Origin of the sequence: Streptomyces sp. Y20, assembly GCF_043195475.1 — a bacterium.
Lineage (GTDB): Bacteria > Actinomycetota > Actinomycetes > Streptomycetales > Streptomycetaceae > Streptomyces.
This window is the reverse complement of the sequence record NZ_JBIDDP010000002.1, coordinates 308,618-329,391: the sequence shown is the minus strand read 5'-3', so window position 1 is coordinate 329,391 and position 20,774 is coordinate 308,618. Positions and strand designations below refer to the sequence as shown.

The 20,774-nt window shown below is 73.1% G+C and carries 22 protein-coding genes; 13 read left to right on the top strand and 9 right to left on the bottom strand.

Translation table 11 applies throughout. The annotated features are described in order from the left end of the window. Nucleotides 1–18: 18 nt before the first annotated feature. Entirely contained in the window at nt 19–669 is a 651-nt protein-coding gene (locus tag ACGFT1_RS06530) for a Tat pathway signal sequence domain protein (protein ID WP_373907912.1), read from the bottom strand. Nucleotides 670–1,308: 639 nt separating this feature from the next. Here ACGFT1_RS06530 and ACGFT1_RS06525 point away from each other — a divergent pair. The 3 genes from ACGFT1_RS06525 (at nt 1,309) to ACGFT1_RS06515 (ending at nt 3,617) form a co-directional block, all read left to right on the top strand. Continuing rightward, the gene (locus ACGFT1_RS06525) at nt 1,309–2,007 is read left to right on the top strand and encodes a DUF6230 family protein (protein WP_373907911.1); all 699 of its coding nucleotides are present in this window, start codon (nt 1,309–1,311) and stop codon (nt 2,005–2,007) included. 5 nt (nt 2,008–2,012) lie between these two features. Next, complete coding sequence (locus ACGFT1_RS06520) at nt 2,013–2,465, top strand: DUF6114 domain-containing protein (RefSeq protein WP_373907910.1); 453 nt, start codon at nt 2,013–2,015, stop codon at nt 2,463–2,465. Nucleotides 2,466–2,612: 147 nt separating this feature from the next. Then, complete coding sequence (locus ACGFT1_RS06515) at nt 2,613–3,617, top strand: sporulation protein (protein ID WP_373907909.1); 1,005 nt, start codon at nt 2,613–2,615, stop codon at nt 3,615–3,617. Between the two features lie 103 nt (nt 3,618–3,720). Here ACGFT1_RS06515 and ACGFT1_RS06510 read toward each other — a convergent pair whose 3' ends face one another. From ACGFT1_RS06510 to ACGFT1_RS06475, 8 genes are all read right to left on the bottom strand, one after another. Then, complete coding sequence (locus ACGFT1_RS06510; protein ID WP_373907908.1) at nt 3,721–4,680, bottom strand: ABC transporter substrate-binding protein; 960 nt, start codon at nt 4,678–4,680, stop codon at nt 3,721–3,723. A 205-nt stretch (nt 4,681–4,885) separates the two neighbouring features. Further along, nucleotides 4,886–5,554, bottom strand: a complete 669-nt coding sequence (locus ACGFT1_RS06505) for an ABC transporter permease (RefSeq protein WP_373907907.1) — start codon at nt 5,552–5,554, stop codon at nt 4,886–4,888. Continuing rightward, entirely contained in the window at nt 5,551–6,204 is a 654-nt protein-coding gene (locus ACGFT1_RS06500; protein WP_361995252.1) for an ABC transporter permease subunit, read from the bottom strand. The genes ACGFT1_RS06505 and ACGFT1_RS06500 overlap by 4 nt, the downstream gene beginning before the upstream one ends. Next, complete coding sequence (locus ACGFT1_RS06495) at nt 6,204–7,331, bottom strand: ABC transporter ATP-binding protein (RefSeq protein WP_373907905.1); 1,128 nt, start codon at nt 7,329–7,331, stop codon at nt 6,204–6,206. The genes ACGFT1_RS06500 and ACGFT1_RS06495 overlap by 1 nt, the downstream gene beginning before the upstream one ends. Nucleotides 7,332–7,515: 184 nt before the next feature. Continuing rightward, nucleotides 7,516–7,923 carry a peptide-methionine (R)-S-oxide reductase MsrB gene (msrB, locus tag ACGFT1_RS06490; protein WP_373907903.1) on the bottom strand — a complete coding sequence of 136 codons (408 nt, stop codon included), beginning with the start codon at nt 7,921–7,923 and terminating at the stop codon, nt 7,516–7,518. A 17-nt stretch (nt 7,924–7,940) separates the two neighbouring features. Beyond that, a complete protein-coding gene (gene murC / locus ACGFT1_RS06485) occupies nt 7,941–9,332 on the bottom strand; it encodes a UDP-N-acetylmuramate--L-alanine ligase (protein WP_373907902.1) in 1,392 nt (463 codons plus the stop codon). Between the two features lie 102 nt (nt 9,333–9,434). Beyond that, entirely contained in the window at nt 9,435–9,908 is a 474-nt protein-coding gene (locus ACGFT1_RS06480) for an indole-3-glycerol phosphate synthase (protein WP_373907901.1), read from the bottom strand. A gap of 172 nt (nt 9,909–10,080) precedes the next feature. Next, nucleotides 10,081–10,956 carry a pyrimidine reductase family protein gene (locus ACGFT1_RS06475; RefSeq protein WP_373907900.1) on the bottom strand — a complete coding sequence of 292 codons (876 nt, stop codon included), beginning with the start codon at nt 10,954–10,956 and terminating at the stop codon, nt 10,081–10,083. A 37-nt stretch (nt 10,957–10,993) separates the two neighbouring features. On the opposite strand from ACGFT1_RS06475, the gene zapE reads away from it, so the two are divergent. The 10 genes from zapE to ACGFT1_RS06425 all read left to right on the top strand — a co-directional run bounded on the left by zapE (nt 10,994) and on the right by ACGFT1_RS06425 (nt 20,502). Then, a complete protein-coding gene (zapE, locus tag ACGFT1_RS06470) occupies nt 10,994–12,097 on the top strand; it encodes a cell division protein ZapE (protein ID WP_373907899.1) in 1,104 nt (367 codons plus the stop codon). Nucleotides 12,098–12,310: 213 nt separating this feature from the next. Further along, nucleotides 12,311–12,706 carry a hypothetical protein gene (locus tag ACGFT1_RS06465; protein WP_373907898.1) on the top strand — a complete coding sequence of 132 codons (396 nt, stop codon included), beginning with the start codon at nt 12,311–12,313 and terminating at the stop codon, nt 12,704–12,706. An 88-nt stretch (nt 12,707–12,794) separates the two neighbouring features. Next, on the top strand, nt 12,795–13,373 hold the full coding sequence (locus tag ACGFT1_RS06460) for a carbonic anhydrase (protein ID WP_373907897.1): 579 nt from the start codon (nt 12,795–12,797) through the stop codon (nt 13,371–13,373). Nucleotides 13,374–13,381: 8 nt separating this feature from the next. Further along, entirely contained in the window at nt 13,382–14,878 is a 1,497-nt protein-coding gene (locus ACGFT1_RS06455) for a SulP family inorganic anion transporter (RefSeq protein WP_373907896.1), read from the top strand. A 106-nt stretch (nt 14,879–14,984) separates the two neighbouring features. Beyond that, the gene (locus ACGFT1_RS06450; RefSeq protein ID WP_373907895.1) at nt 14,985–15,881 is read left to right on the top strand and encodes a slipin family protein; all 897 of its coding nucleotides are present in this window, start codon (nt 14,985–14,987) and stop codon (nt 15,879–15,881) included. 147 nt (nt 15,882–16,028) lie between these two features. Further along, nucleotides 16,029–16,898 carry a PPK2 family polyphosphate kinase gene (locus tag ACGFT1_RS06445; protein ID WP_373907894.1) on the top strand — a complete coding sequence of 290 codons (870 nt, stop codon included), beginning with the start codon at nt 16,029–16,031 and terminating at the stop codon, nt 16,896–16,898. 28 nt (nt 16,899–16,926) lie between these two features. Then, a complete protein-coding gene (locus ACGFT1_RS06440) occupies nt 16,927–18,507 on the top strand; it encodes an FAD-dependent oxidoreductase (protein WP_373907893.1) in 1,581 nt (526 codons plus the stop codon). A gap of 122 nt (nt 18,508–18,629) precedes the next feature. Then, nucleotides 18,630–19,478 (top strand): polysaccharide deacetylase family protein, encoded by an 849-nt coding sequence (locus ACGFT1_RS06435; RefSeq protein ID WP_373907892.1) that lies wholly within the window; start codon nt 18,630–18,632, stop codon nt 19,476–19,478. 18 nt (nt 19,479–19,496) lie between these two features. Then, nucleotides 19,497–19,679, top strand: coding sequence for a hypothetical protein (locus tag ACGFT1_RS06430; RefSeq protein ID WP_373907891.1), 183 nt, complete (start codon nt 19,497–19,499; stop codon nt 19,677–19,679). A 91-nt stretch (nt 19,680–19,770) separates the two neighbouring features. Further along, on the top strand, nt 19,771–20,502 hold the full coding sequence (locus tag ACGFT1_RS06425; RefSeq protein ID WP_373907890.1) for a peptidyl-tRNA hydrolase: 732 nt from the start codon (nt 19,771–19,773) through the stop codon (nt 20,500–20,502). Nucleotides 20,503–20,774 lie beyond the last annotated feature (272 nt).

Genomic DNA, 20,774 nt, shown 5'->3' with positions numbered 1-20,774 from the left:
CCGAGGTGCTGCGACGCGCTAGTTGACGTAGACCCGCACGCCCGCGTCGGTGACGGGCGCGTACTTCGCCGTGAAGAAGCCGTTGGCGAAGCAGAGCGACGAGCCGGAGAACTTCGTGAACTGCTGGTTGGTGAAGGTGATGCTGCTGTCGGCGTTGCCGGACTTGCCGGTCAGGCCGGGTGCCCGGTAGACGCAGGTGACGCTGCCCAGCAGGGTGCGCAGCTTGACCGTGGCCTGGATGACGGAGCCGCTCGGGGGCGTGACGGTGAGGGTGCCGTCGGAGGCGACCGTCGCCGCGTAGGGCAGGTTGTCGATGGTGATGCCGTTGACCCCGAGCACGCCGGTGACGTTGCTGGTGCAGGTCGAGCTGTCGAAGGTGTGCGCGGTGACGGACTCGGTGGCCGTGCCGGGGGCGGAGGGGTTGCCGGTGACCTGGGCGGTGAACTGGGACCCCGTGCACTTGACGCCGCTGGTTCCGGTCGCGCTGGAGTAGAACGTGGCCGACGTGCCGGAGGCCAGGGGCGCCGTGAGGGTGTCGCCGACCGCGACCGCGGTGCCGCCGGCGCTGCCGGTGGTGAGGACCGCGCCGGCCGCGGAGGCCGGGGTGGCCGCCGCGAGGGCGAGTGCGGTGGCGGTGCCGGCGAGGGCGAGGAGGGAGCGCTTGCGCATGCGAGTGCCTCTCTTCAATGAGTGGGGGGACAGCTGGGGTGAGGTGGGGGGTGGGGCGGTGCAGGGGTGCCGCCGGCGCAGGGCCGTTGTGCCTTCTCCGTGCACGGCGGACCGGCGCCGGCGGCGGACCGGACGCGGCCGGAGGCCTCGGGGGAAGACCTCCGGCCGCGCCGGCGAAAGAGGCGGCCGGCACGGAACCACAGGGGGGAACGACCGTGACGGAGCCGCGCTGCGAGTGGATCGGTTGCCGTGACAGGGCCGGGAACGCGGCCGGTCCGCGTGGCGGACGCGGCGGACACCGCGCCGGGACCCGGCTGGTGCCGCTTGCTGGATCCGGCGCCACGGATCCGTGGAAACAGAGGCAGTTGTAGACCTGATGGTCCGTCAACGTCAAGGCGTGGGAGCCGAGTTGTTCAAGGCGGAAGCGGTCCGCGCACATCCGGCACCCTTTTTCCACATCTCCCTTGACCCTTCAATGTAACCGGCGGTAACTTCCTCGAAAGGCTACTGCCGCGTAACCAGAAAGCCCTTGCGTCCTCCGGGACTCGCGAGGAGGCGTACGCGGTTGCCCCCTGTCCGCGCCAGGACACCGCGCCACTGAAGCCCACACCGCATTGATCCGTGCCCATGGGAGCAGTTATGGCCTCGTCCCCGGACGTTCCGTCCGCCGGCAACACCCCCGAGAATCCGGCAACGGGTTCACCCTCCGACATCCCGGACTCCGCCGGGACCGCCACCGGCGTCGAACGGCGGGGCCGCGTCCGGGCCCGCCGGGCGGCGGTGATGGCCGTACCCGCCACGCTGATCGCCGCCGGCCTCGCCGTCCTCACCGCACAGGGTGCGCTCGGTGTGCAGTTCGCGATCTCCGGCATGCCGTTCACGGTCACCGCGACCGAGCTGAACGGCACCGGCTTCGAACAGTTCGGCTCACTGGACAACATGGCGGACGGCAGCCCCAACGCCGGTGACAGCGGCGGCCAGGTGCTCGTCATCACCTCCGCGATCAAGACCGCCACGCTGACCAAGCTGTGCCAGAGCGTCGACCTCGGCGGCACCAACCTGCTGATCAAGGCGGGCGGCGGAAAGGAGAAGGTCAGCGCGCGCGACCTGACCACCGACTCCACCGAGCTGTCGGGTGACGCCTCGTTCGACAACATCGAGATCGGCAACGACGCCAGCACGCTGACCAAGGCGGGCGTCAAGGGCCCGATCGGGGTCTTCAGCCAGCAGGCCGACACCGTGCGGATCGCCGAACTCCGGCAGACGAACTACGCGACCACCGCGGGAGTGTTCCGGCTGCCGGGTCTGAAGCTGAGCTTCAGCGACTCGGGTTGCTGATCGCCGTGCCGGACCGTCCACGTCCGGGAGCGAGGTCCGCCTTCCGCAGGTGGCGGGCCCGCCGGCCGTTCTGGGGCGGACTGCTGCTCGCCCTGGGCGGCGGCGAGATCCTGCTCACCGAGAAGGCCTCGCTGAAGGTCGTGCTGCACATCGGCATGCAGGGCCTGGCGGGCTACCTGCTGCCCGGCCTGATGGTGCTGCTGGGCCTGCTGATCCTCTTCAACCCCTCCCAGCGGCTCTTCTACTCCATCACCGGCATCCTGCTCTCGCTGGGCACCTGGCTCACCTCCAACCTGGGCGGTTTCTTCCTCGGCCTCCTCCTCGGCGCCACCGGCAGCTGCCTGGCCTTCGGCTGGCTCCCCGACCAGCAGCCCCGCGTCAGCCGCCGCGCACGCCGCAGGCAGGCGAGGACGGCGGCACGGGCGCCGGCGACCCAGGACGCGGAAGGCGCGACCTGAGGTCCGCGGGCGCCCGGCCACGACCCGGCGGGCTTGTCCCCCGAACAGGTGACCTGGGAACTTCTGCGCCGCGGCCGCGAGTTCACCATGCAGCCGGACGGTGGTGGAGCGCCGTGCGGACGAGGCGACGAACGAAGGAGCTACGGCATGGTGTTCAAGAGGCTGCTGGGCGCGCTCGGGGTCGGCGGCCCCTCCGTGGACACGGTGCTGGACAGCGAGGCGGCCCTGCCCGGCGGCGCGCTGACGGGCCGGGTGCTGGTGCGCGGCGGCGGCGCGTCCGTGGAGGTGGAGCGCGTCGGCCTGGAGCTGATCGCCCGCGTGGAGGCGGAGCACGCGGACGGTGAGAGCGAGGGAACGGTCGTCTTCGAGCGGTTCCCGGTCGGCGGCGGCTTCCGGCTCGGCGAGCGGGAGGAGCGCGAGCTGCCGTTCAGCGTGCCCCTGCCCTGGGAGACGCCGGTGACCGAGCTGCACGGCCGGCCCCTGGGCATCGTCCTCGGCGTGCGCACGGAGGTCGCGGTGGCCGGCGCCCGGGACAGCGGTGACCTGGATCCGCTCGCCGTGCGTCCCCTCCCGGTGCAGGAGGCCGTGCTGGAGGCCCTGGGCCGGCTGGGCTTCGGTCTCCGTTCGGCCGACCTGGAGTACGGCCGCATCGGCGGCACCGGCCAGCGGCTGCCGTTCTACCAGGAGATCGAGCTGACCCCGCCCCCGCGCTACGCGCACGCGGTGAACGAGATCGAGCTGACCTTCCTCGCTTCCCCCACGGGCGTCGAGATCGTGCTGGAGGCGGACAAGCGCAGCGGGCTGTTGTCACCGGGGCACGACGCGCTGACCCGGTTCACGGTGCGCCACACGGACGCGCCGGTGCTGGACTGGCACGCAGAGGTCAGCGGCTGGATCCACCGGCTCACCGAGCACCGCGACGCCTACGACAGCCATGCGGCGTACGGCCACGACGGGACACCCGGAGCCGGTCACGGCTTCGCCCATCCCCCGGGTCCGGGCCTGGGGACGGCCGTGGCCATGGGCGCGGCCGGTCTCGCCGCGGGGGTCGTGGGCGGCATGGTGGCCGCCGAGGCCGTGGACGAGATCGGCGACTTCTTCGAGGACCAGGACGACGGCCAGGACGACGAGGGCTGGGACGACGAGGGCTAGGAGACGCGGGCCGGGAGACGCGGGAGCGCGACGGCGCGGGTGCCCCGGCGCTCCGGGGCACCCGCGCCGTCACCGGTCACGGCCGTGGCCTCTCGGTGTCCCGTCAGGCGAGACCGGCGGACTTCAGCCAGGCCTTGGCGACGTCCAGCGGATCCTTCTTCTGCACCTGCGCCTGGGTGTCCAGGTCCAGCAGGGTCGCGGTGTCCAGCTTGGCCGAGACCGCGTTGAGGGCGTCGACGCCCTTCTGCGGCAGGGAGTTCTTGTGCACGAGCGGCTGGACGTTCTCGAAGCCGAAGAGGTTCTTCGGGTCCTGGAGGACGACGAACTTCTCCTTGGAGATGTTCGGGTCGGTGGTGAAGAGGTCCGCGACCTGCACCGCGTCCTTCGACAGCGCCGCCAGCGTGAGCGGGCCGCCCGCGTCCAGCGCCTTGAAGGACTTGAAGTCCAGGCCGTAGACCGACTTCAGGCCCACCAGGCCCTGCTGCCGGGTCTGGAACTCCGGCGAGCCGCCGATGACCAGGTCCTTGGCGATGTCCTTCAGGTCGGCGACGGAGGACTTCCCGGTCAGGTGGTACTTCTCGGCGGTGGCCGCGTTGACCGTCACCGAGTCCTTGTTCTGGGCCGGCGCCGGGTCCAGCAGCGTCAGCTTCGGGTCCAGCTTGCCCTTGATGGCGGCCGTGGTCTCGTCGGCGGTCCTCGGCGCGGCCTTCTGGTCGAGGTAGGCGAGCAGCGCGCCGTTGTACTCGGGCAGCACGGTCACGGCGCCGTTCTTGAGCAGCCCGTAGGTGGTCTCGCGGCTGCCGATGTTCGGCTTGTACGTGATGCTGAAGCCCTTGGCCCGGAGAGCCTCGCCGTAGATGTCGGCGAGCAGGGTGCTCTCGGGGAAGTTGTTGGAGCCGACGACGGCACTGCCGCCGTCCGCCTTGTCGTCCGTGAGGGGGTTGCCGCCCTTGTCGTCCGTGGAGGAACAGCCCGCCAGCAGAGCCGTCGCCGCCGCGAGGGCGACCACCGCCGCGCCTCGGTTCCTCCGGATGGACCTGCTGAAGTGGGTCGTATAAGTCACCAGTCGATCCAATCCAGCCGGTTCTCGGTCAGTCAAGTGCCTCCGATCACCGATTGGCCTCGATCTGCGGCCCGTCGTGCCCGCGCCCGTGCCGCACGGGGTCGCCGACGGCCCCGGGCCGCCCCGGCTCCCGGGGGGCATCGGGTGACTGCGAGTGGCAGGGGGGCGACCGCCGGGGAGCGCGTCGCGCACCGGACGGGGGTGCTCAGCCGCCCCGGCGTACGCCCGGGGACACTGTGACCCGGGCCACCGCCCAGAACACGGCGAGGGTCGCGAGGGCCAGTCCGGCGACCAGGGTGGCGCCGCCGACCACCTTGTCGTAGTTCCTCTGGTAAAGGCCGTCGATGATGTACCGGCCGAGGCCGCCGAGGCTGACGTACGCGGCGATGGTGGCGGTGGAGACGATCTGGATGGCCGCTGTGCGCAGTCCGCTCAGGACCAGCGGGAGCGCGACCGGCAGTTCGACCTGGAGCAGCACGCGGGTCTCGGACATCCCCATGCCGCGGGCCGCGTCCACCGGGGACGGGTCGACCGAGCGGACCGCCTCGTAGGCGGTGACCAGGATCGGCGGTACGGCGAGCACCACCAGCGGGATCATCACCGGCAGCAGGCCGAAGCCGATCCAGAGGAACATCAGCACCAGCAGGCCGAAGCTGGGCAGGGCGCGCCCTGCGGTGGCGAGGAGGGCGAGCGCGTTGCCGCCGCGCCCGGTGTGGCCGGTGAGCAGGCCGACGGGCAGTCCGATCGCGGCGGCGATCAGGAGCGCTTCCAGCGAGTACCTGAGGTGCTCGGCGAAGCGGGTGGGGATGCCGTCGTAGCCGTGCCAGTGGGCGCTGTCGCTGAAGAAGGAGTGCGCGAAGTTCAGGACGTTCACCGGGTGGCCCCCTTCCGCGGCATCCAGGGGGTGAGCAGGAGGCGGAGAAGGACCAGCACGCCGTCGGCGAGGATGCCCAGCACCGCGATGGTCACCACCGAGTTCACGGCGAGGGCGGGGCGGTGGTAGGTCTGGGCGTCGTAGAGCATGTTGCCGAGGGCGCCCTGGTTGCCGATGAGCATGCCGACGCTGACCAGGGAGATGCTGGAGACGGTCGCCACCCTGAGGCCCGCGATGATCGCGGGTACGGCGATGGGCAACTGGATCTGGAAGTAGCGCCGTACGGCCCCGAAGCCCATGGCCTGGGCGGCGGCGAGGGTCTCGGGAGGCACCGAGCGGACACCGTCGACGATCGCCGGGACCAGCACGACCAGGCTGTAGAGGGCGAGCGGGACCATCACGGTCGTCTCGCTCTGCCCGAAGTAGTCGATGAGCACGACGAAGAAGGCCAGCGAGGGGATGGCGTAGAGGACGGTGGTGATGCCGAGGACGGGCGGGTACATCCAGCGGAACCGTACGCACAGCTGGGCGACGGGCAGCGAGACGAGCAGTCCGGCCAGCACCGGCAGCAGGGCCTCGCGCAGGTGCAGCCCGACGAGTCCGAGATAGCTGTGCTGGAGGTCGCTGGGGAGGTCGAAGAAGCCGCTCATCACCCCGCGTTCACCTCGGCCCGCTCCGCCGCGCGGTCGTGGGCGGCGCGGATCGCCTCGCCGATGACCTGCTGGGAGACGACACCGACGGCGTGCCCCTCGCCGTTCACCGCGACCGCCCACCCGGTCGGCGAGAGCACGGCCCCGTCGAGCGCGGTGCGCAGCGAGTCGGTGCCGGGCACGAACGGGCGGCCGTACGGCAGGAGCCGGTCCCGGTCGACGGATCCGGCGGTCAGCCGGCCGGGCTCGCTCCAGCCGAGCGGCCTGCCGTCGGCATCGGTGACGAGGAGCCAGTCGGCCGTGGCCCGGGAGGCGAACTGCTCGGCGTCCGCGTCGATCGGGACGACGGGCCCGGTCTCCAGCCGCAGTCCCGCGGACGGGAAGAAGGACAGCCGGCGGATGCCGCGGTCGGCGCCGAGGAAGTCCTCCACGAAGGAGTCGGCGGGCGCGCTGAGCAGTTCGGCGGGCGGGGCGAACTGGGCGAGCCGGCCACCGGTGCGCAGCACGGCGACCTTCGTGCCCAGCTTGATCGCCTCGTCGATGTCGTGGGTGACGAAGACGATGGTCTTGGCCAGCTCCTGCTGGATGCGCAGGAGTTCGTCCTGGAGGCCCTTGCGGACGATGGGGTCGACGGCGGAGAACGGTTCGTCCATCAGCAGCACCGGCGGGTCAGCGGCGAGCGCGCGGGCCACGCCGACGCGCTGCTGCTGGCCACCGGAGAGCTGGTAGGGGTACCGCTTGGCCAGCGCGGAGTCGAGTCCGACCCGCTCCATCAGCTCGGCGGCCCGGGCCCGGGCCTTCTGCTTGTTCCAGCCGAGCAGGCGGGGCACGGTGGCGATGTTGTCGAGGATGGTGCGGTGCTGGAAGAGCCCGGCGTTCTGGATGACGTACCCCATGGACCGGCGCAGGGTGTTGACCGGCTGCCGCCGGATGTCCTGGCCGTCGAGGAGGATGCTGCCCTCGCTGGGCTCCACCATCCGGTTGATCATCCGCAGGGTCGTCGTCTTGCCGCAGCCGGAGGGTCCGACGAGGACGGTGATCGCGCGGTCGGGTATCTCCAGTGACAGCCGGTCGACCGCGACCGTGCCGTCCGCGTATCGCTTCGTGACTGCGTCTATCCGTATCAAAACGCCGAACACCCTTCGGGTTTGGCCGATTTCCGCCCGCTTCCGCCACTTTTCTTCTCTGCGCGGGCCGTTGGGCAGCGAGTCTAGACCGCCTGCGACACCGCGGTTCGGCGGCGGCGGGCGGCCGGGCGATACGGCGGCGCGGCGGCCGGGCCGTCCCGGCCGCCGGGCCACGCCGGCCGCGTCAGCCCTCGTCGGGGCTCAGTCGCAGGGAGATGGAGTTGATGCAGTAGCGCTGGTCGGTCGGGGTCGGATACCCCTCCCCCTCGAAGACATGCCCGAGGTGCGAACCGCAGCGGGCGCACCGCACCTCGGTGCGCACCATGCCGTGGGAGCGGTCCTGCACCAGCTCCACGGCGTCGGTGTCCTTCGGGTCGTAGAAGGACGGCCAGCCGCAGTGCGACGCGAACTTGGTCTCGGAGGTGAACAGCTCGGCACCGCAGGCCCGGCAGGAGTAGACGCCCTCGGTCTTCGTGTCCGTGTACTCACCGGTGAAGGCCGGCTCGGTGCCGGCCTGGCGCAGGACGGCGTACTCGGCCGGGTTCAGCTCCGCGCGCCACTGCTCGTCCGGCTTCTCGACGTCGTACGACATCAGTTCTCAGCCCCTTTTCACTGCGACAGGCGGTCCAGGATCAGCGGGCCCAGGTCGGTGACATCACCCGCGCCCATGGTGAGAACGAGATCACCAGGCTTCGCCATTCCCGCGATCACCGCGGGAACCTCCGCCTTGTCGGACACGGCGGTGACGTCGGCGCCCGCCGCGCGCGCGGCCCCGATGATCAGCTCGCTGGTGACACCGGGGATCGGGTCCTCCCGGGCCGGGTAGATGTCCAGGACCACCGAGGCGTCGGCGAGGGCCAGCGCCTGCCCCATCTCCGTGCCCAGTTCCTGGGTGCGGGAGAACAGGTGCGGCTGGAAGACGACGAGGATGCGGGCGTCACCGGCCGCGGCGCGCATGGCCTCCAGGTCGGCGGTCATCTCGGTGGGGTGGTGGGCGTAGGAGTCGATCACCTGGACGCCGGCCGCCTCGCCCTTGAGCTGGAGGCGCCGCTTGACGCCGGTGTAGGCGGCGAGCGCGGGCGCCAGCTCGGCGGCCGGGATGCCGAGGGCGGCGCCGGCGGCGAGCGCGGCGACGGCGTTCAGGGCGTAGTGCCGGCCCGGCACGGAGACGGCGAAGGTCAGTTCCTGCCCGTCCAGCACCGCGGTGACCTCGCTCTTCAGTCCCTGCGGCACGATCCTCAGGACGCGTACGTCGGCGTCCTCGGCCTCGCCGTAGGTGACGGTCCGCACCGCGCGCTCCCGGACGCGCCGGGTCAGCTCGCGGGCACCCTCGTGGTCGGCGGAGACGACCAGGGTGCCGCCGTCGGTGACACGGTCCACGAACGTCTCGAACGACTCGAAGATCTCGTCCATGGACGCGTAGTTGGCGTGGTGGTCCAGCTCGACGTTCAGGACGATGGCGACCTCGGGGGCGTACTTGTGGAAGCTGCGGTCCGACTCGTCGGCCTCGGCGACGAAGATGTCCCCCTCGCCGTGCAGCGCGTTGGAACCCGGGGCGTCCAGGTCGCCGCCGATGGCGTACGACGGCCGCAGGCCCAGCTCGGTCAGGCAGACCGCCAGCATCGAGGTGGTGGTCGTCTTGCCGTGGGTACCGGCCACGGCGATCGGGCGCAGTCCCAGCATCAGCGCGGCGAGCGCGTCGGAGCGGTGCACCACCGGGATGCCCAGCTCGGCGGCGCGGGCCAGCTCCGGGTTGTCCGTGCGGATCGCCGACGACACGACGACGCAGCTGGCGTCGTCCGCGAGGTGCCCGGCGGCGTGTCCGACGTGCACGGTGACGCCGAGCGCCCGCAGCGCCTGCGCGGTCGCCGAGTCCTTGGCGTCGCTGCCGGCCACCCGCGCCCCGCGCTGCGCGAGGATCTTGGCGATACCCGACATTCCGGCGCCGCCGATGCCGATGAAGTGCGGTCGGTCCATGGCGGCAGGAAGGCCGGGTGCCATGCGTTTCTCCCCAGAGACGGTACGAGCCAGAGCAGGGCCTAGCCTATGCGCTGACGCACCGGGCGCCGCGCAGGGAGGGCGGCAGGGCCTCCCCCGCTCCGCCTACGCCTTGCTGTGCGAGAACAGCTTGAGCACCGGCACGCCCACCTTGTGCCGGGCCCGGGAGGCCCAGTCCCGGTGGAAGAACTCCTCGACGTAGTGCGGGTCGGTCAGCACGATCACCTCGTCGGCGTCCACCTCGGCCACGACCCCCTTCAGCGCCTCCAGCGGATGGTCCTCGACCAGCCGCCCCTGCGCCGTGCCGCCCGCCGAGCGCAGCGCCTGGAGCGACACGTCGAGGGCCTGCTGCCCGACGCTCCTGGCGTCCTGTCCCTCCGGGGTCTCCCTCTCCCGCACCGCCTCGTCGAGTTCGCCGAGCGCGATGTCGTCGATGGCCCGCAGCAGACGGTCCGCCTGGTCGCCGCGCGGCTGGAGCAGCACGTGGAAGGAGACGGGCTCGTCTCCGTGCAGGGTGGTGACGAACTCCACGTCGGCGGACGTCAGGGCCTTCTCGATCATCAGAACGCTTGTGAACACCAGGGCGCCTTCTTCCTGCGAGGGCCCGCGGGGCCCGCTGTCCTGCGGGGCCCGGCAGGGCCCCTGCGGAAACCATCCTTCCCCGTGATCGCACGGGTACTGCCGACAGAGTCTGCCCGCCGAGCCAATCGGAACAGCGGATTCCGCCGGTGTCGATGTCGGGGGGCCGGCGTCAGGGCCGGCGGTAACGGCTGTACAGGAACCCGTCCTCCTCCAGCAGGGACGCGAGGACGAACCGCTGCGGAACGGCGACCGCCGGCCCCCCGGCGATGCGCTGCGCGTCCCCCGCGGTGAGTGTCGGCGACACGGTCAGGCACAGCTCGTCCAGCACCTCGGCGGCGATCAGCTGGCCCAGGAGCCGGGGGCCGCCCTCGGTCAGCAGCCGGGTGTGGCCGAGGCCGGCGAGGGCCCGCACCGCGCGCGCCGGCTCGACACCCATGCCGTCCCCGGCGACCAGCACCCGGGCGCCGGCCTTCTCCGCGGCGGCGACCCGGTCGGGGGCCGCCGCGGCCCCGGTCAGGACCAGCGTGGGCACCAGCGGGGAGGTGAACAGCGGGAGCGTGAAGTCCAGTTCCAGGCTCGCGCTGACGATCGCGATCGCCGGGACCGGGTCCTGCCCGGCCGCCGCGCGGGCCCCGGCGAACTCCTCCCGCACGCGTGCCGGGCGGTAGCCCTCCTGCCGTACCGTCTCGGCGCCCACGAGGACGACGTCCGCGAGCGCCCGCAGCGTGCCGAAGACCCGCATGTCGGTGGCGCTGGAGATGGGCTGGGAGCGGCCCTCGTGCTGGGCGGCGCCGTCGAGGGAGGAGACCATGTTGGCCCGCAGCCAGGGCCGCGGGGCGCCCGGTCCGGACGCCGGGTAGGCGTACGCGGCGGCCAGCTCGGCGAGGCTCCACTCGCGATCCGCGGCCGCGGCGGCGTCAGGGGCCGCGGCAGGGCCCGTACGGGCCGCCCCCACCTCCCCTTCCGGTCCCCGGCTCGCGGCCTCCGCGCCGGTGCCGGGGGCCTGGGCTGCTGTTTCGTCGGTCACAGGGAACAGGCGTCGCATGTCGTGCAGTGTGGCACGGCGCTTAGCATGAAGAACTGTGTCGTCCTCCACCACCGCCCCCGGATCCGGCCCTGTGCCGGACGCGGGCCCCGTGTCCCTGTGCGCCCGTGAGCCGCGCGTTCCCGCCGACCGCCTGGTCGCGGAGATGGTGCCGCCCCCGCGCTTCGACTCGGTCCGCTTCGCCACGTACATCCCGGACCCCGGGCAGCCCAGCCAGACGGAGGCCGTCCAGGTCCTGGAGGGCTTCGCGGCCGGGCTCGGCGGCGCGCCCGCCGGCGGCAGCGGCCGGCGCGGCCTCTTCGGCCTCGGCCGGGCCCGGGCTCCCAAGGCCCCGGCGGGCCCGCGCGGGGTGTACCTGGACGGCGGCTACGGCGTCGGCAAGACCCATCTGCTCGCCTCCCTGTGGCACGCCGCTCCGGCCGACGCCTCCCGCAAGGCGTTCGGCACCTTCGTGGAGCTGACGAACCTGGTCGGCGCCCTGGGCTTCCAGCAGACCGTGCAGACGCTGTCCGGGCACAGCCTGCTGTGCATCGACGAGTTCGAACTGGACGACCCCGGCGACACGGTCCTCGTCTCGACGCTGCTCGGCAAGCTGGTCGAGGCGGGTGTGGCGCTCGCCGCCACCTCCAACACGCTGCCCGGCAAGCTGGGCGAGGGGCGGTTCGCCGCCGCCGACTTCCTGCGCGAGATCCAGGGCCTGTCGGCCCACTTCCGCGCCCTGCGCATCGACGGCGAGGACTACCGCCACCGCGGCCTGCCCGAGGCGCCGGCGCCCTTCTCGGACGAGGAGGTCACGAAGACCGCCTTCGCCACCGAGGGTGCCTCGCTGGACGACTTCACCGGGCTGCTGGAGCACCTGGCGCGGGTGCATCCGAGCCGGTACGGCGCGCTGACCGACGGGCTGCGGGCGGTGTGCCTGACCGGCGTGCGGCCCGTGCCGGACCAGTCGACGGCACTGCGCCTGGTGGTGCTCGCCGACCGGCTCTACGACCGCGAGGTCCCGGTGCTCGCCTCGGGGCAGCCGTTCGACCGGCTGTTCAGCGAGGAGATGCTGAACGGCGGCTACCGCAAGAAGTACTTCCGCGCGATATCCCGGCTCACCGCGCTGGCCCGGGACGCGAAGGGACTGGTCGGCGGCTAGCCGGCACGCCCTCCCCGGTCGGCCCGCAGTCGGCCGGACGACCGTGGGGCAGGGGCGGGTTCCGGCCATGCCACCCACGGTTTTCACGCTCTCTCGGGCGCGTAACGCGCTGTTAACCCTGCAAAGGCCCTCGCAGGGCTAACGTGTTTCTTGACCATCCATTGACCGGCACTTGGTCTGGACAAGAGACGCGATAGCAGCGGAGGGGGGCCCGTGTTGCGAGGTAAGACGGCCCGGACCCTGTTCGCCCTCCTCGGCTCCGTACTGCTCGCCCTCCAGCTCTTCACCCCCGCCGGAACCTTCGCATCCGTGCACACGCACGGTCAGGCGCTGGCCAAGACCGAGACTGGAACCCACCTCTCCGTACCACCGGCGCACGACGGCACGGAGACGGCCCGCACCCCCCTCCCCCCGGACCGTCCCGCGGGGGTCCCGCAGGTGCGCGACCGGCACCGGGGCCCCGCCGCCGCCTGCGCGCAGGAGCACCCCCTCATATCCGGCCGGGCGGCCGGCACGGCCCCGCCCGACCCCTCCGGCGGCCGGCACCGCCACGCACCCGGAGCCTCCAGAGCGCACACCCCGGCGGCCCTCCAGGTCTTCCGCTGCTGAGAGCCGGGCCCGGCCGCTCCCCTCTCCACCCCCACAACCGTTGTTCGAGCCCGACGCGCCAGGCAGGCGCGCCAGGAGGACCACATACATGCAGCCCCTCATCGACAACGCCCGTACCTTCGGACAGCGCCCTGAGGAGTTCGCCGAGCTCGCCGAAGGCCAGTCCCCGCAGGTGCTCTTCATCACCTGCTCCGATTCCCGGGTCGTCCCGGCCCTGATCACGGGCGCCCGCCCCGGCGAGCTGTTCGAACTGCGCACCGCGGGCAACATCGTCCCGCCGTACGCCTCCGCGCACCCCACCGGCGAGGCCGCCACCATCGAGTACGCCGTGGAGGTGCTGGGCGTCCGCGACATCGTGGTCTGCGGCCACTCGCACTGCGGGGCCGTCGGCGCCCTGGTGCGCGGCGACGACCTGACCGCCGTACCCGCCGTGCGCGACTGGCTGGCGCACGCCACCCCGCGCCCGGCCGGCGCCGCCGAGGACCCGGAGGTCGCCGAGGGCGTGCGGAGCCACGTCCTGACCCAGCTGCTGCGGCTGCGCTCGTACCCCTGCGTCGAGCGGAAGCTGGCCGAGGGCCGGCTCGGCCTGCACGCCTGGTACTACGAGGTGCACACCGGCGCCGTACGGACGCACCGCCCGCAGACCGACACCTTCGAGGCCCTGTGAGCGCGCCGATGACCGACGACCGCACCCTCATATCCCGCCTGCCCCGCCTCTCTGGGCCCCCGCACCTGCGGCAGGACTTCGCCGCCTCGCTCGTCGTCTTCCTGGTCGCGTTGCCGCTGTGCGTGGGCGTGGCCGTCGCCTCCGGTGTCCCGGCCGAACTCGGCCTGGTCACCGGCATCGTCGGCGGCCTCGTCACCGGGCTGATGCGCGGCAGCAGCCTTCAGGTGTCGGGCCCGGCGGCCGGCATGACCGTGCTCGTCTTCGAGGCGGTCGAGGAGTTCGGGCTGCCGGTCCTCGGCGTGATCGTGCTCACCGCCGGACTGCTCCAGATGGCCATGGGCCTGCTGCGCCTCGGCCGCTACTTCCGCGCCATCTCGGTCTCCGTCGTGGAGGGCATGCTGGCCGGGATCGGCCTGGTGATCATCGCCGGGCAGCTCTATCCGGCGCTGGCGGCGAAGGCCCCCGACTCCGGCCTGAGCAAGATCACCGGGCTGCCCGGCGCGTTCCTGGACGCCCTCGGCGACAGTGGAGCGCTGGCCTCGCTCGCGGTGTGCGCGGGCACGGTCGCGGTGGTGCTGCTGTGGAAGCACGCCCCCGCGAAGGTACGCACGGTGCCCGGCGCGCTCGCCGCGGTCGGGCTCGCCACACTGGCCGCGCTCGCGCTGGACCTGCCGGTGGCCACCGTGGAGGTGCGGGGCCTGCTCGGCTCGGTCCAGCCGCCGCCGCTGAGCGCGTTCGGCGAACTGGCCGGCGTGGGGCTGCTGGGCACGGTCGTCGCCTTCACCCTCATCGCGTCCGCCGAGTCCCTGTTCAGCGCGGCGGCCGTGGACCGGCTGCACTCCGGGCCGCGCACCCAGTACAACCGTGAACTCCTCGCCCAGGGCGCGGGCAACGCGGTGTGCGGCCTCCTCGGCGCGCTGCCGATGACCGCGGTGATCGTGCGCAGCGCGGCCAACGTCCAGGCCGGCGCCCGCACCAAGGCGTCCCGGGTGCTGCACGGCGTCTGGCTGCTGCTGTTCGCGGCACTGCTGCCGGGCGTGCTCGCCTACATCCCCGTCCCGGCCCTCGCGGGCATCCTCCTCCACGCCGGTGCCAAGCTGATCCCCGTCCGGGCGCTGGCCGGGCTGTGGCGCGAGCACCGCGGGGAGGCACTGGTCCTCGTCGTCACGGCGGTCTCCATCGTGACGGTCAGCATGTTCGAGGGCGTGCTCATCGGTCTCGCCCTGGCGGTGGTGAAGACCGCCTGGGAGGCCTCGCACATCCGGCTGGAGGTCACCGACGAGGGCGCGGGCCCCGTCGAGGGACACCTGTCGGGCAACGCGACCTTCCTGCGGCTGCCGAAGATCCTGGACACCCTGGAGTCGCTCCCCCAGGACCGCCCGGTCCGGCTCGACCTGTCGGGGCTGCACCACCTTGACCACGCCTGCCGCACGGCCCTGGAGAACTGGGCCGCGCGGCACAGCGCGGCCGGCACGGAGCCGGTGAAGCTGGTCACGGCGGCCTGAGGGGCCGCCCGTGGGGCCGGGACGCCGGAAACTCTCGGCATCCCGGCCTTACGGGCCTATCGTGGCAACAGCAGACAAACCCGACCTCTGGGCGAGGAGGCTCACCATGGTCGAGGTGCTTGTGGTGGCCGTGGTGGTGGCATGCGCCGCCGCACTGGTCTACCTGGCGATGGCGGTGCGGGTGGTCAAGCAGTACGAGCGCGGTGTGCTCTTCCGGCTCGGCCAGGTCGCGGAGGAGGTACGGGCACCGGGGCTGAACCTGATCATCCCCTTCGTGGACCGGCTGCAGAAGGTCAACATGCAGATCGTGACGATGCCGGTCCCGGCCCAGGAGGGCATCACCCGCGACAACGTCACCGTCCGGGTGGACGCGGTGGTCTACTTCAGGGTGGTCGACGCGGTGAGCGCCCTGGTGAAGGTCGAGGATTACAGGTTCGCGGTATCCCAGATGGCGCAGACCTCCCTGCGGTCGATCATCGGCAAGAGCGAGCTGGACGACCTGCTCGCCGACCGCGAGAAGCTCAACCAGGGCCTGGAGCTGATGATCGACAGCCCGGCCGTGGGCTGGGGCGTCCAGGTCGACCGGGTCGAGATCAAGGACGTCTCCCTGCCGGACACGATGAAGCGGTCCATGGCCCGCCAGGCGGAGGCGGACCGTGAGCGCCGGGCCCGGATCATCAACGCCGACGCCGAACTCCAGGCATCCCGCAAGCTCGCCGAGGCCGCCCAGCAGATGGCCGACACCCCGACAGCGCTCCAGCTGCGGCTGCTCCAGACGGTGATGGCGGTGGCGGCCGAGAAGAACTCCACGCTGGTCCTGCCCATCCCGGTGGAGCTGCTGCACTTCCTGGAGCGGGCCGGACAGCCGCAGCCCGCGCAGCAGCCCGCGCAGCGGATCATCCCGGAGACGGCCCCGCAGAATGTCCCGGAGACGGTGCCGCCGGCATCCCTGTCCGGCCCCGACGGCGGACCCCGCACCGACGGCGAGCCGCACCCCGGCTAGCGCCCGCGCCCCGCGCCCCGCCCCCGCAGCCGGCCCGCGCCACCCGGGCGGCGCGGGGCGCCGCACCCCGAGCCGGCCGCACCGGGCCGCGCGGCGCCGTAGCCTTGAGGGCCACGCCGCCGCCACGGACGGAAGGACCGACCACCTGTGCCGAAGCGCTCGAGCAGGAAGAAGGACGAAGCCCTCCGGGACCTGCTGCGCCTGGCGCCGGGCGAGCGCGTCGACCTGGCCGGGTATGACACCCGGGCCACCCCCGGTGCCCCGGGCGGCAAGCAGGCGGGGCTCGCCGACACCGCCCGGACCGGCCGGCGCCTGGCCCGGCTCCAGGAACGGCTGTGGGCGGCGGGCACGGCGGGCGACCGCCGCCGGGTGCTGCTGGTGCTCCAGGGGATGGACACCAGCGGCAAGGGCGGCACGGTCAAGCACGTCATCGGCGAGCTGAACCCGACGGGCTGCCGGATCAAGGCGTTCCGGGCGCCGAGCGAGGAGGAGCGGCGGCACGACTTCCTCTGGCGGGTGCGGCGCGCGCTGCCCGAGCCCGGTGAGATCGGCATCTTCGACCGCTCGCACTACGAGGACGTGCTCATCGCCCGTGTCCGGCACCTCGCCCGGCCCGCCGAGATCGGCAGCCGCTACGGCCTGATCAACGACTTCGAACGCTCCCTCGCCGAGGACGGCGTCACCCTCGTCAAGTGCTTCCTGCACCTCTCCCCCGAGGAGCAGGGACGCCGGCTGCTGCGCCGCCTGGACCGCCCCGACAAACACTGGAAGTTCGACCCGGCCGACATCGACGAGCGCGCCCTGTGGCCCGCCTACCAGGAGGCGTACGAGCTGGCGCTGGCGCGCTGCTCGGCGCCGCACGCGCCCTGGTACCTGGTCCCGGCGGACCGCAGGTGGTACCGCAACTGGGCGATCAGCCGGCTGCTCCTGGAGCATCTTCGGGAGCTGGATCCGCGGTATCCGGAGGGCGAGTTCGACGTGGCGGAGTGCCGGGAGCGGCTGCTGAAGCAGACGTGAGCCGGGCGGGCCGGGGTACCCGGCGGGCATGCACGAGCAGCGGAAGGTCACCGATTCGTACTGGCTGCGGACCGCCCCCGGGCCGGACCACCCCGCCCTGACCCGGGACCTCGACGTCGACGTGGCCGTCGTCGGCGCGGGTATCGCCGGGTTGAGCACCGCCCACGAGCTGGCCCGGTCCGGGCTGCGGGTGGCGGTGCTGGAGGCCGGGCGGGCCGCGGCCGGCGTCACCGGCCACACCACCGCCAAGCTGACCGCGCAGCACACCCTCGTCTACGACCGGCTCCGGCGCACCCGGGGCCCCGAGGGAGCCCGGCTGTACGCCCGCTCGCAGACCGAGGCGATCGAGCACGCGGCGGCGCTGGTGGCCGAGCTGGGCATCGAGTGCGAGTGGGAGACCAGGGACGCGTACACCTACGTCCGGGACGCGTCGCGGGCGGACGAGGTGCGCGCGGAGGCGGAGGCCGCCCGGGAGGCGGGCCTGCCGGCCGCCTTCACCACGGAGACCGGGCTGCCGTTCCCGGTGGCGGGCGCCGTCCGGGTGAGCGGACAGGCGCAGTTCCACCCGGTGAAGTACCTCCGGGCGATCACCGCCGACCTGCTCGCGCACGGCGGCCAGGTGTACGAGCACACACGGGTCACCGGCCTGACGGAGGGCGAGCCGTGCCGGCTGACGACCGAGGGGGGCGCCGTCGTGACCGCGCGGGACGTCGTGGTCGCCACCCACTACCCGGTGTTCGACCGGGCTCTGCTGTTCAGCCGGCTGTCCCCGCGCCGGGAACTGGTCGTCGCCGGCCCGCTGGGTGCCGGCCCCGACCCGGACGGCATGTACATCACACCGGACGAGAACACCCGCTCGGTGCGCACGGCGCCCCACGGCCCGGACGGGCAGCGGATGCTCGTCGTCACCGGGGAGCACTTCACGCCCGGCACCGGGGACCCGGAGGCCGGTTTCGCACGGCTCGCCGCCTGGGCCGAGGAGCATTTCCCCGGGGTGAGCCTCGACCACGCCTGGGCCACGCAGGACAACGAGTCCACCGACACGGTCCCGCTCGTCGGCCCCTTCCACCCGGGCGCCCGGCACACGTACGTCGCCACCGGGTTCGGCGGCTGGGGCCTGAGCGGCGGCGTCATGGCCGGGCTGCTGCTGACCGCCCTGATCACCGGCCGGGACTGCGCCTGGCGGGAGCTGTACGACCCGCGCCGGCTGAAGTCGGTGGTCCGCGAGGCGCCGTCGCTGCTGAAGACGCAGGCGGAGGTGGCCCGGCACTTCGTCGGCGACCGGCTGAAACCGCCGGCCTCGGTGGACGAGCTGGCCCCCGGCGACGGCGCGCTGGTCCGGTCCGGCGGCGAACGGGTCGCCGTGCACCGCGACGAGGCGGGCACCCTGCACGCCGTGTCGGCCCGCTGCACCCACATGGGCTGCCTGGTCTCCTTCAACCGTGCCGAACGCGCCTGGGAGTGCCCCTGCCACGGGTCCCGCTTCGACGTGGACGGCTCGGTGATCGAGGGCCCGGCGGTCAAGCCGCTGGAGCGCCGGGAGCTGGACGGCTCCCCGACGGGGACGGACCGACCGACGCACACGGACCGACCGGCGCACACGGACTGACCGACGCCGACCGGGGCCGATGCGGGGCCACCGGGAGCCGCCCACCGCCGCGCGGGTGACCGTACCGTCGCGTCCCGAGTCATATCACCGTACAAGCGGATATTGCACCCTACGTTCGTCGGGTGATCCCACACGTACGCCGCATCACCGCCGCCTGCGCCGCCCTCGGCGCGGCGCTCACCGCCTGCGGCACCGCGGGCGGTGGGCACCCCGCCCCGGCCGCCTCCTCCGTCTCCGCGTCCCCCTCCTCCACCCGCCCGCCCGTGCTCGCGCCGGGCCCCGGCGGACTGACCCCGGTCTTCCAGCACGGCCCGCGCACCCGGGGCAGGACGGTGGCGTTCACCTTCGACGCCGACATGACAGCCGACCAGGGACCCCGCGCGGCCTCCGGCGAGCACTTCGACAACCCGGGACTGATCGGCGCCCTGCGTGCGCTGAAGGTGCCGGCGACCGTCTTCATGACCGGCCGGTGGGCGGACCAGTACCCGGCCGAGGCCCGCGCTCTCGGCACCGACCCGCAGTTCGAGGTCGCCAACCACTCCTGGAGCCACTACGCGTTCACGGCCGACTGCTACGGCCTGCCCACCGTCGCATCCGGCCGGATGCGGGCGGACGTCGAACGGGCGTACACCTCGCTGCGCGCGGCCGGCGTGCCGCACCCGATGCCGTACTTCCGCTTCCCCGGCGGCTGTTACGACCAGCAGGCCCTGCGGGCGCTGAACGGGCTCGGGGTGACCGCGGTGCAGTGGGACGTGGTGAGCGGCGACGCGTTCGCCACGGACGCCGACGCGGTGGCCCGGCAGGTGCTCGACGGGGTGCAGCCGGGCTCGGTGGTCGTCATGCACTGCACCCGCAGCGCCGCCCCGACCACCGAGCGGGTCGTCCGCACGGTCGTACCGGAACTGCGCCGGCGCGGCTACCGGTTCGTGAAGGTCTCCGAGCTGATCGGCCAGAGCCGCGGACACCGCTGACCGTCCTACGCTGAAGGCATGAACGACGAGAATGTCCGCTCGGCCGCCGACGCGGCACGGCCGGCGGAGGCCGACGGCCCGCCGTACGCGGAGTGCGTGCTGTGCCGCGAACCGACGGAGTACCCGGAGTCGTACAAGGGCATCACCCTGTGCCCCGTCTGCGCCTGGCAGGAGGCCCAGCGCACCGCGTGCTCCGGGTGACGGGCGCGGGAACCGGCTCCCGCTCCCGGATCACTGCCGCCGGGGCACGCGCGTTGATCCGCCCGCTCAGGGCTTCGTAGGCTGGTCCGTCGTGAGCCATGTATCCGCCCCCAGTGCCGACAGCCCCTCCGACTCCCCGCGCGATCCCCGCGACCAGGCCCCCCAGTTCGTCCTTCCGCTCGTCGTGCGGATCGAACGCGACGCGCCGCCCGCCCGCACCGACGCGCTGGAGACGGCCGCCCGGGCCGTGCTCGTCCTGCTCGGCGACGACCGGGCGCAGGGCGACGGCGAATGGGCCGAGGCCGTCCGGAACTGGGAGGACGCCCGCATCCGGAAGGTGGTCCGGCGGGCCCGGGGCGCCGAGTGGCGGCGCGCCGGGACCCTGCCCGGGATCACGGTGACCGGCAGGTCCGCCGAGGTCCGGGTCTTCCCGCCGATCCCTTTGGACGGCTGGCCCAAGGATCTGGCCAAGCTCCAGGTGTCGGGCACGGAACTGGACGACCCGGAGCCGCCCGCCGCCGCCGACGCGGCACAGCCCGTGCTGTGGCTGAACCCCGATGTGGAGATGTCGGCCGGCAAGGCGATGGCCCAAGCGGGCCACGGCGCCCAGCTGGCCTGGTGGGCGCTGTCCGACGCGGACCGCACGACGTGGCGGGACGCCGGCTTCCCCCTGACCGTCCGCACGGCCGCCCCCGCCGACTGGCCCCGCCTGACCGCGAGCGGACTGCCCCTCGTTCGGGACGCCGGCTTCACGGAGATCGCCCCTGGGCTGACCGTCGCGGTGGACGGCGTGGACCGCGTCAGCTCACTTCGTCGCGGCTAGCGCCCCCGACCGGCGCACCCGAAGGCCCCGCCCGTCCGCCACGGCGGCGGACGAACGGGGCCGGTCCGGCGTCCCTCTGCCCGCCGACGCAGGGAAGCCTCGCGGCGGTCGACGGGGAACGGCATGTCGCCGGTGACGACCTCGACGACGGTGGACGACGCCGCGTCCCTGCGCCGTCAGCGACGGACGTGGACCGTCACCCGCGTGCCGCCGCTGCCGGCGACAGCCGCGCCCACCGAGGCCACGGCCACGGCTGCCTCGGCACGGCCGCC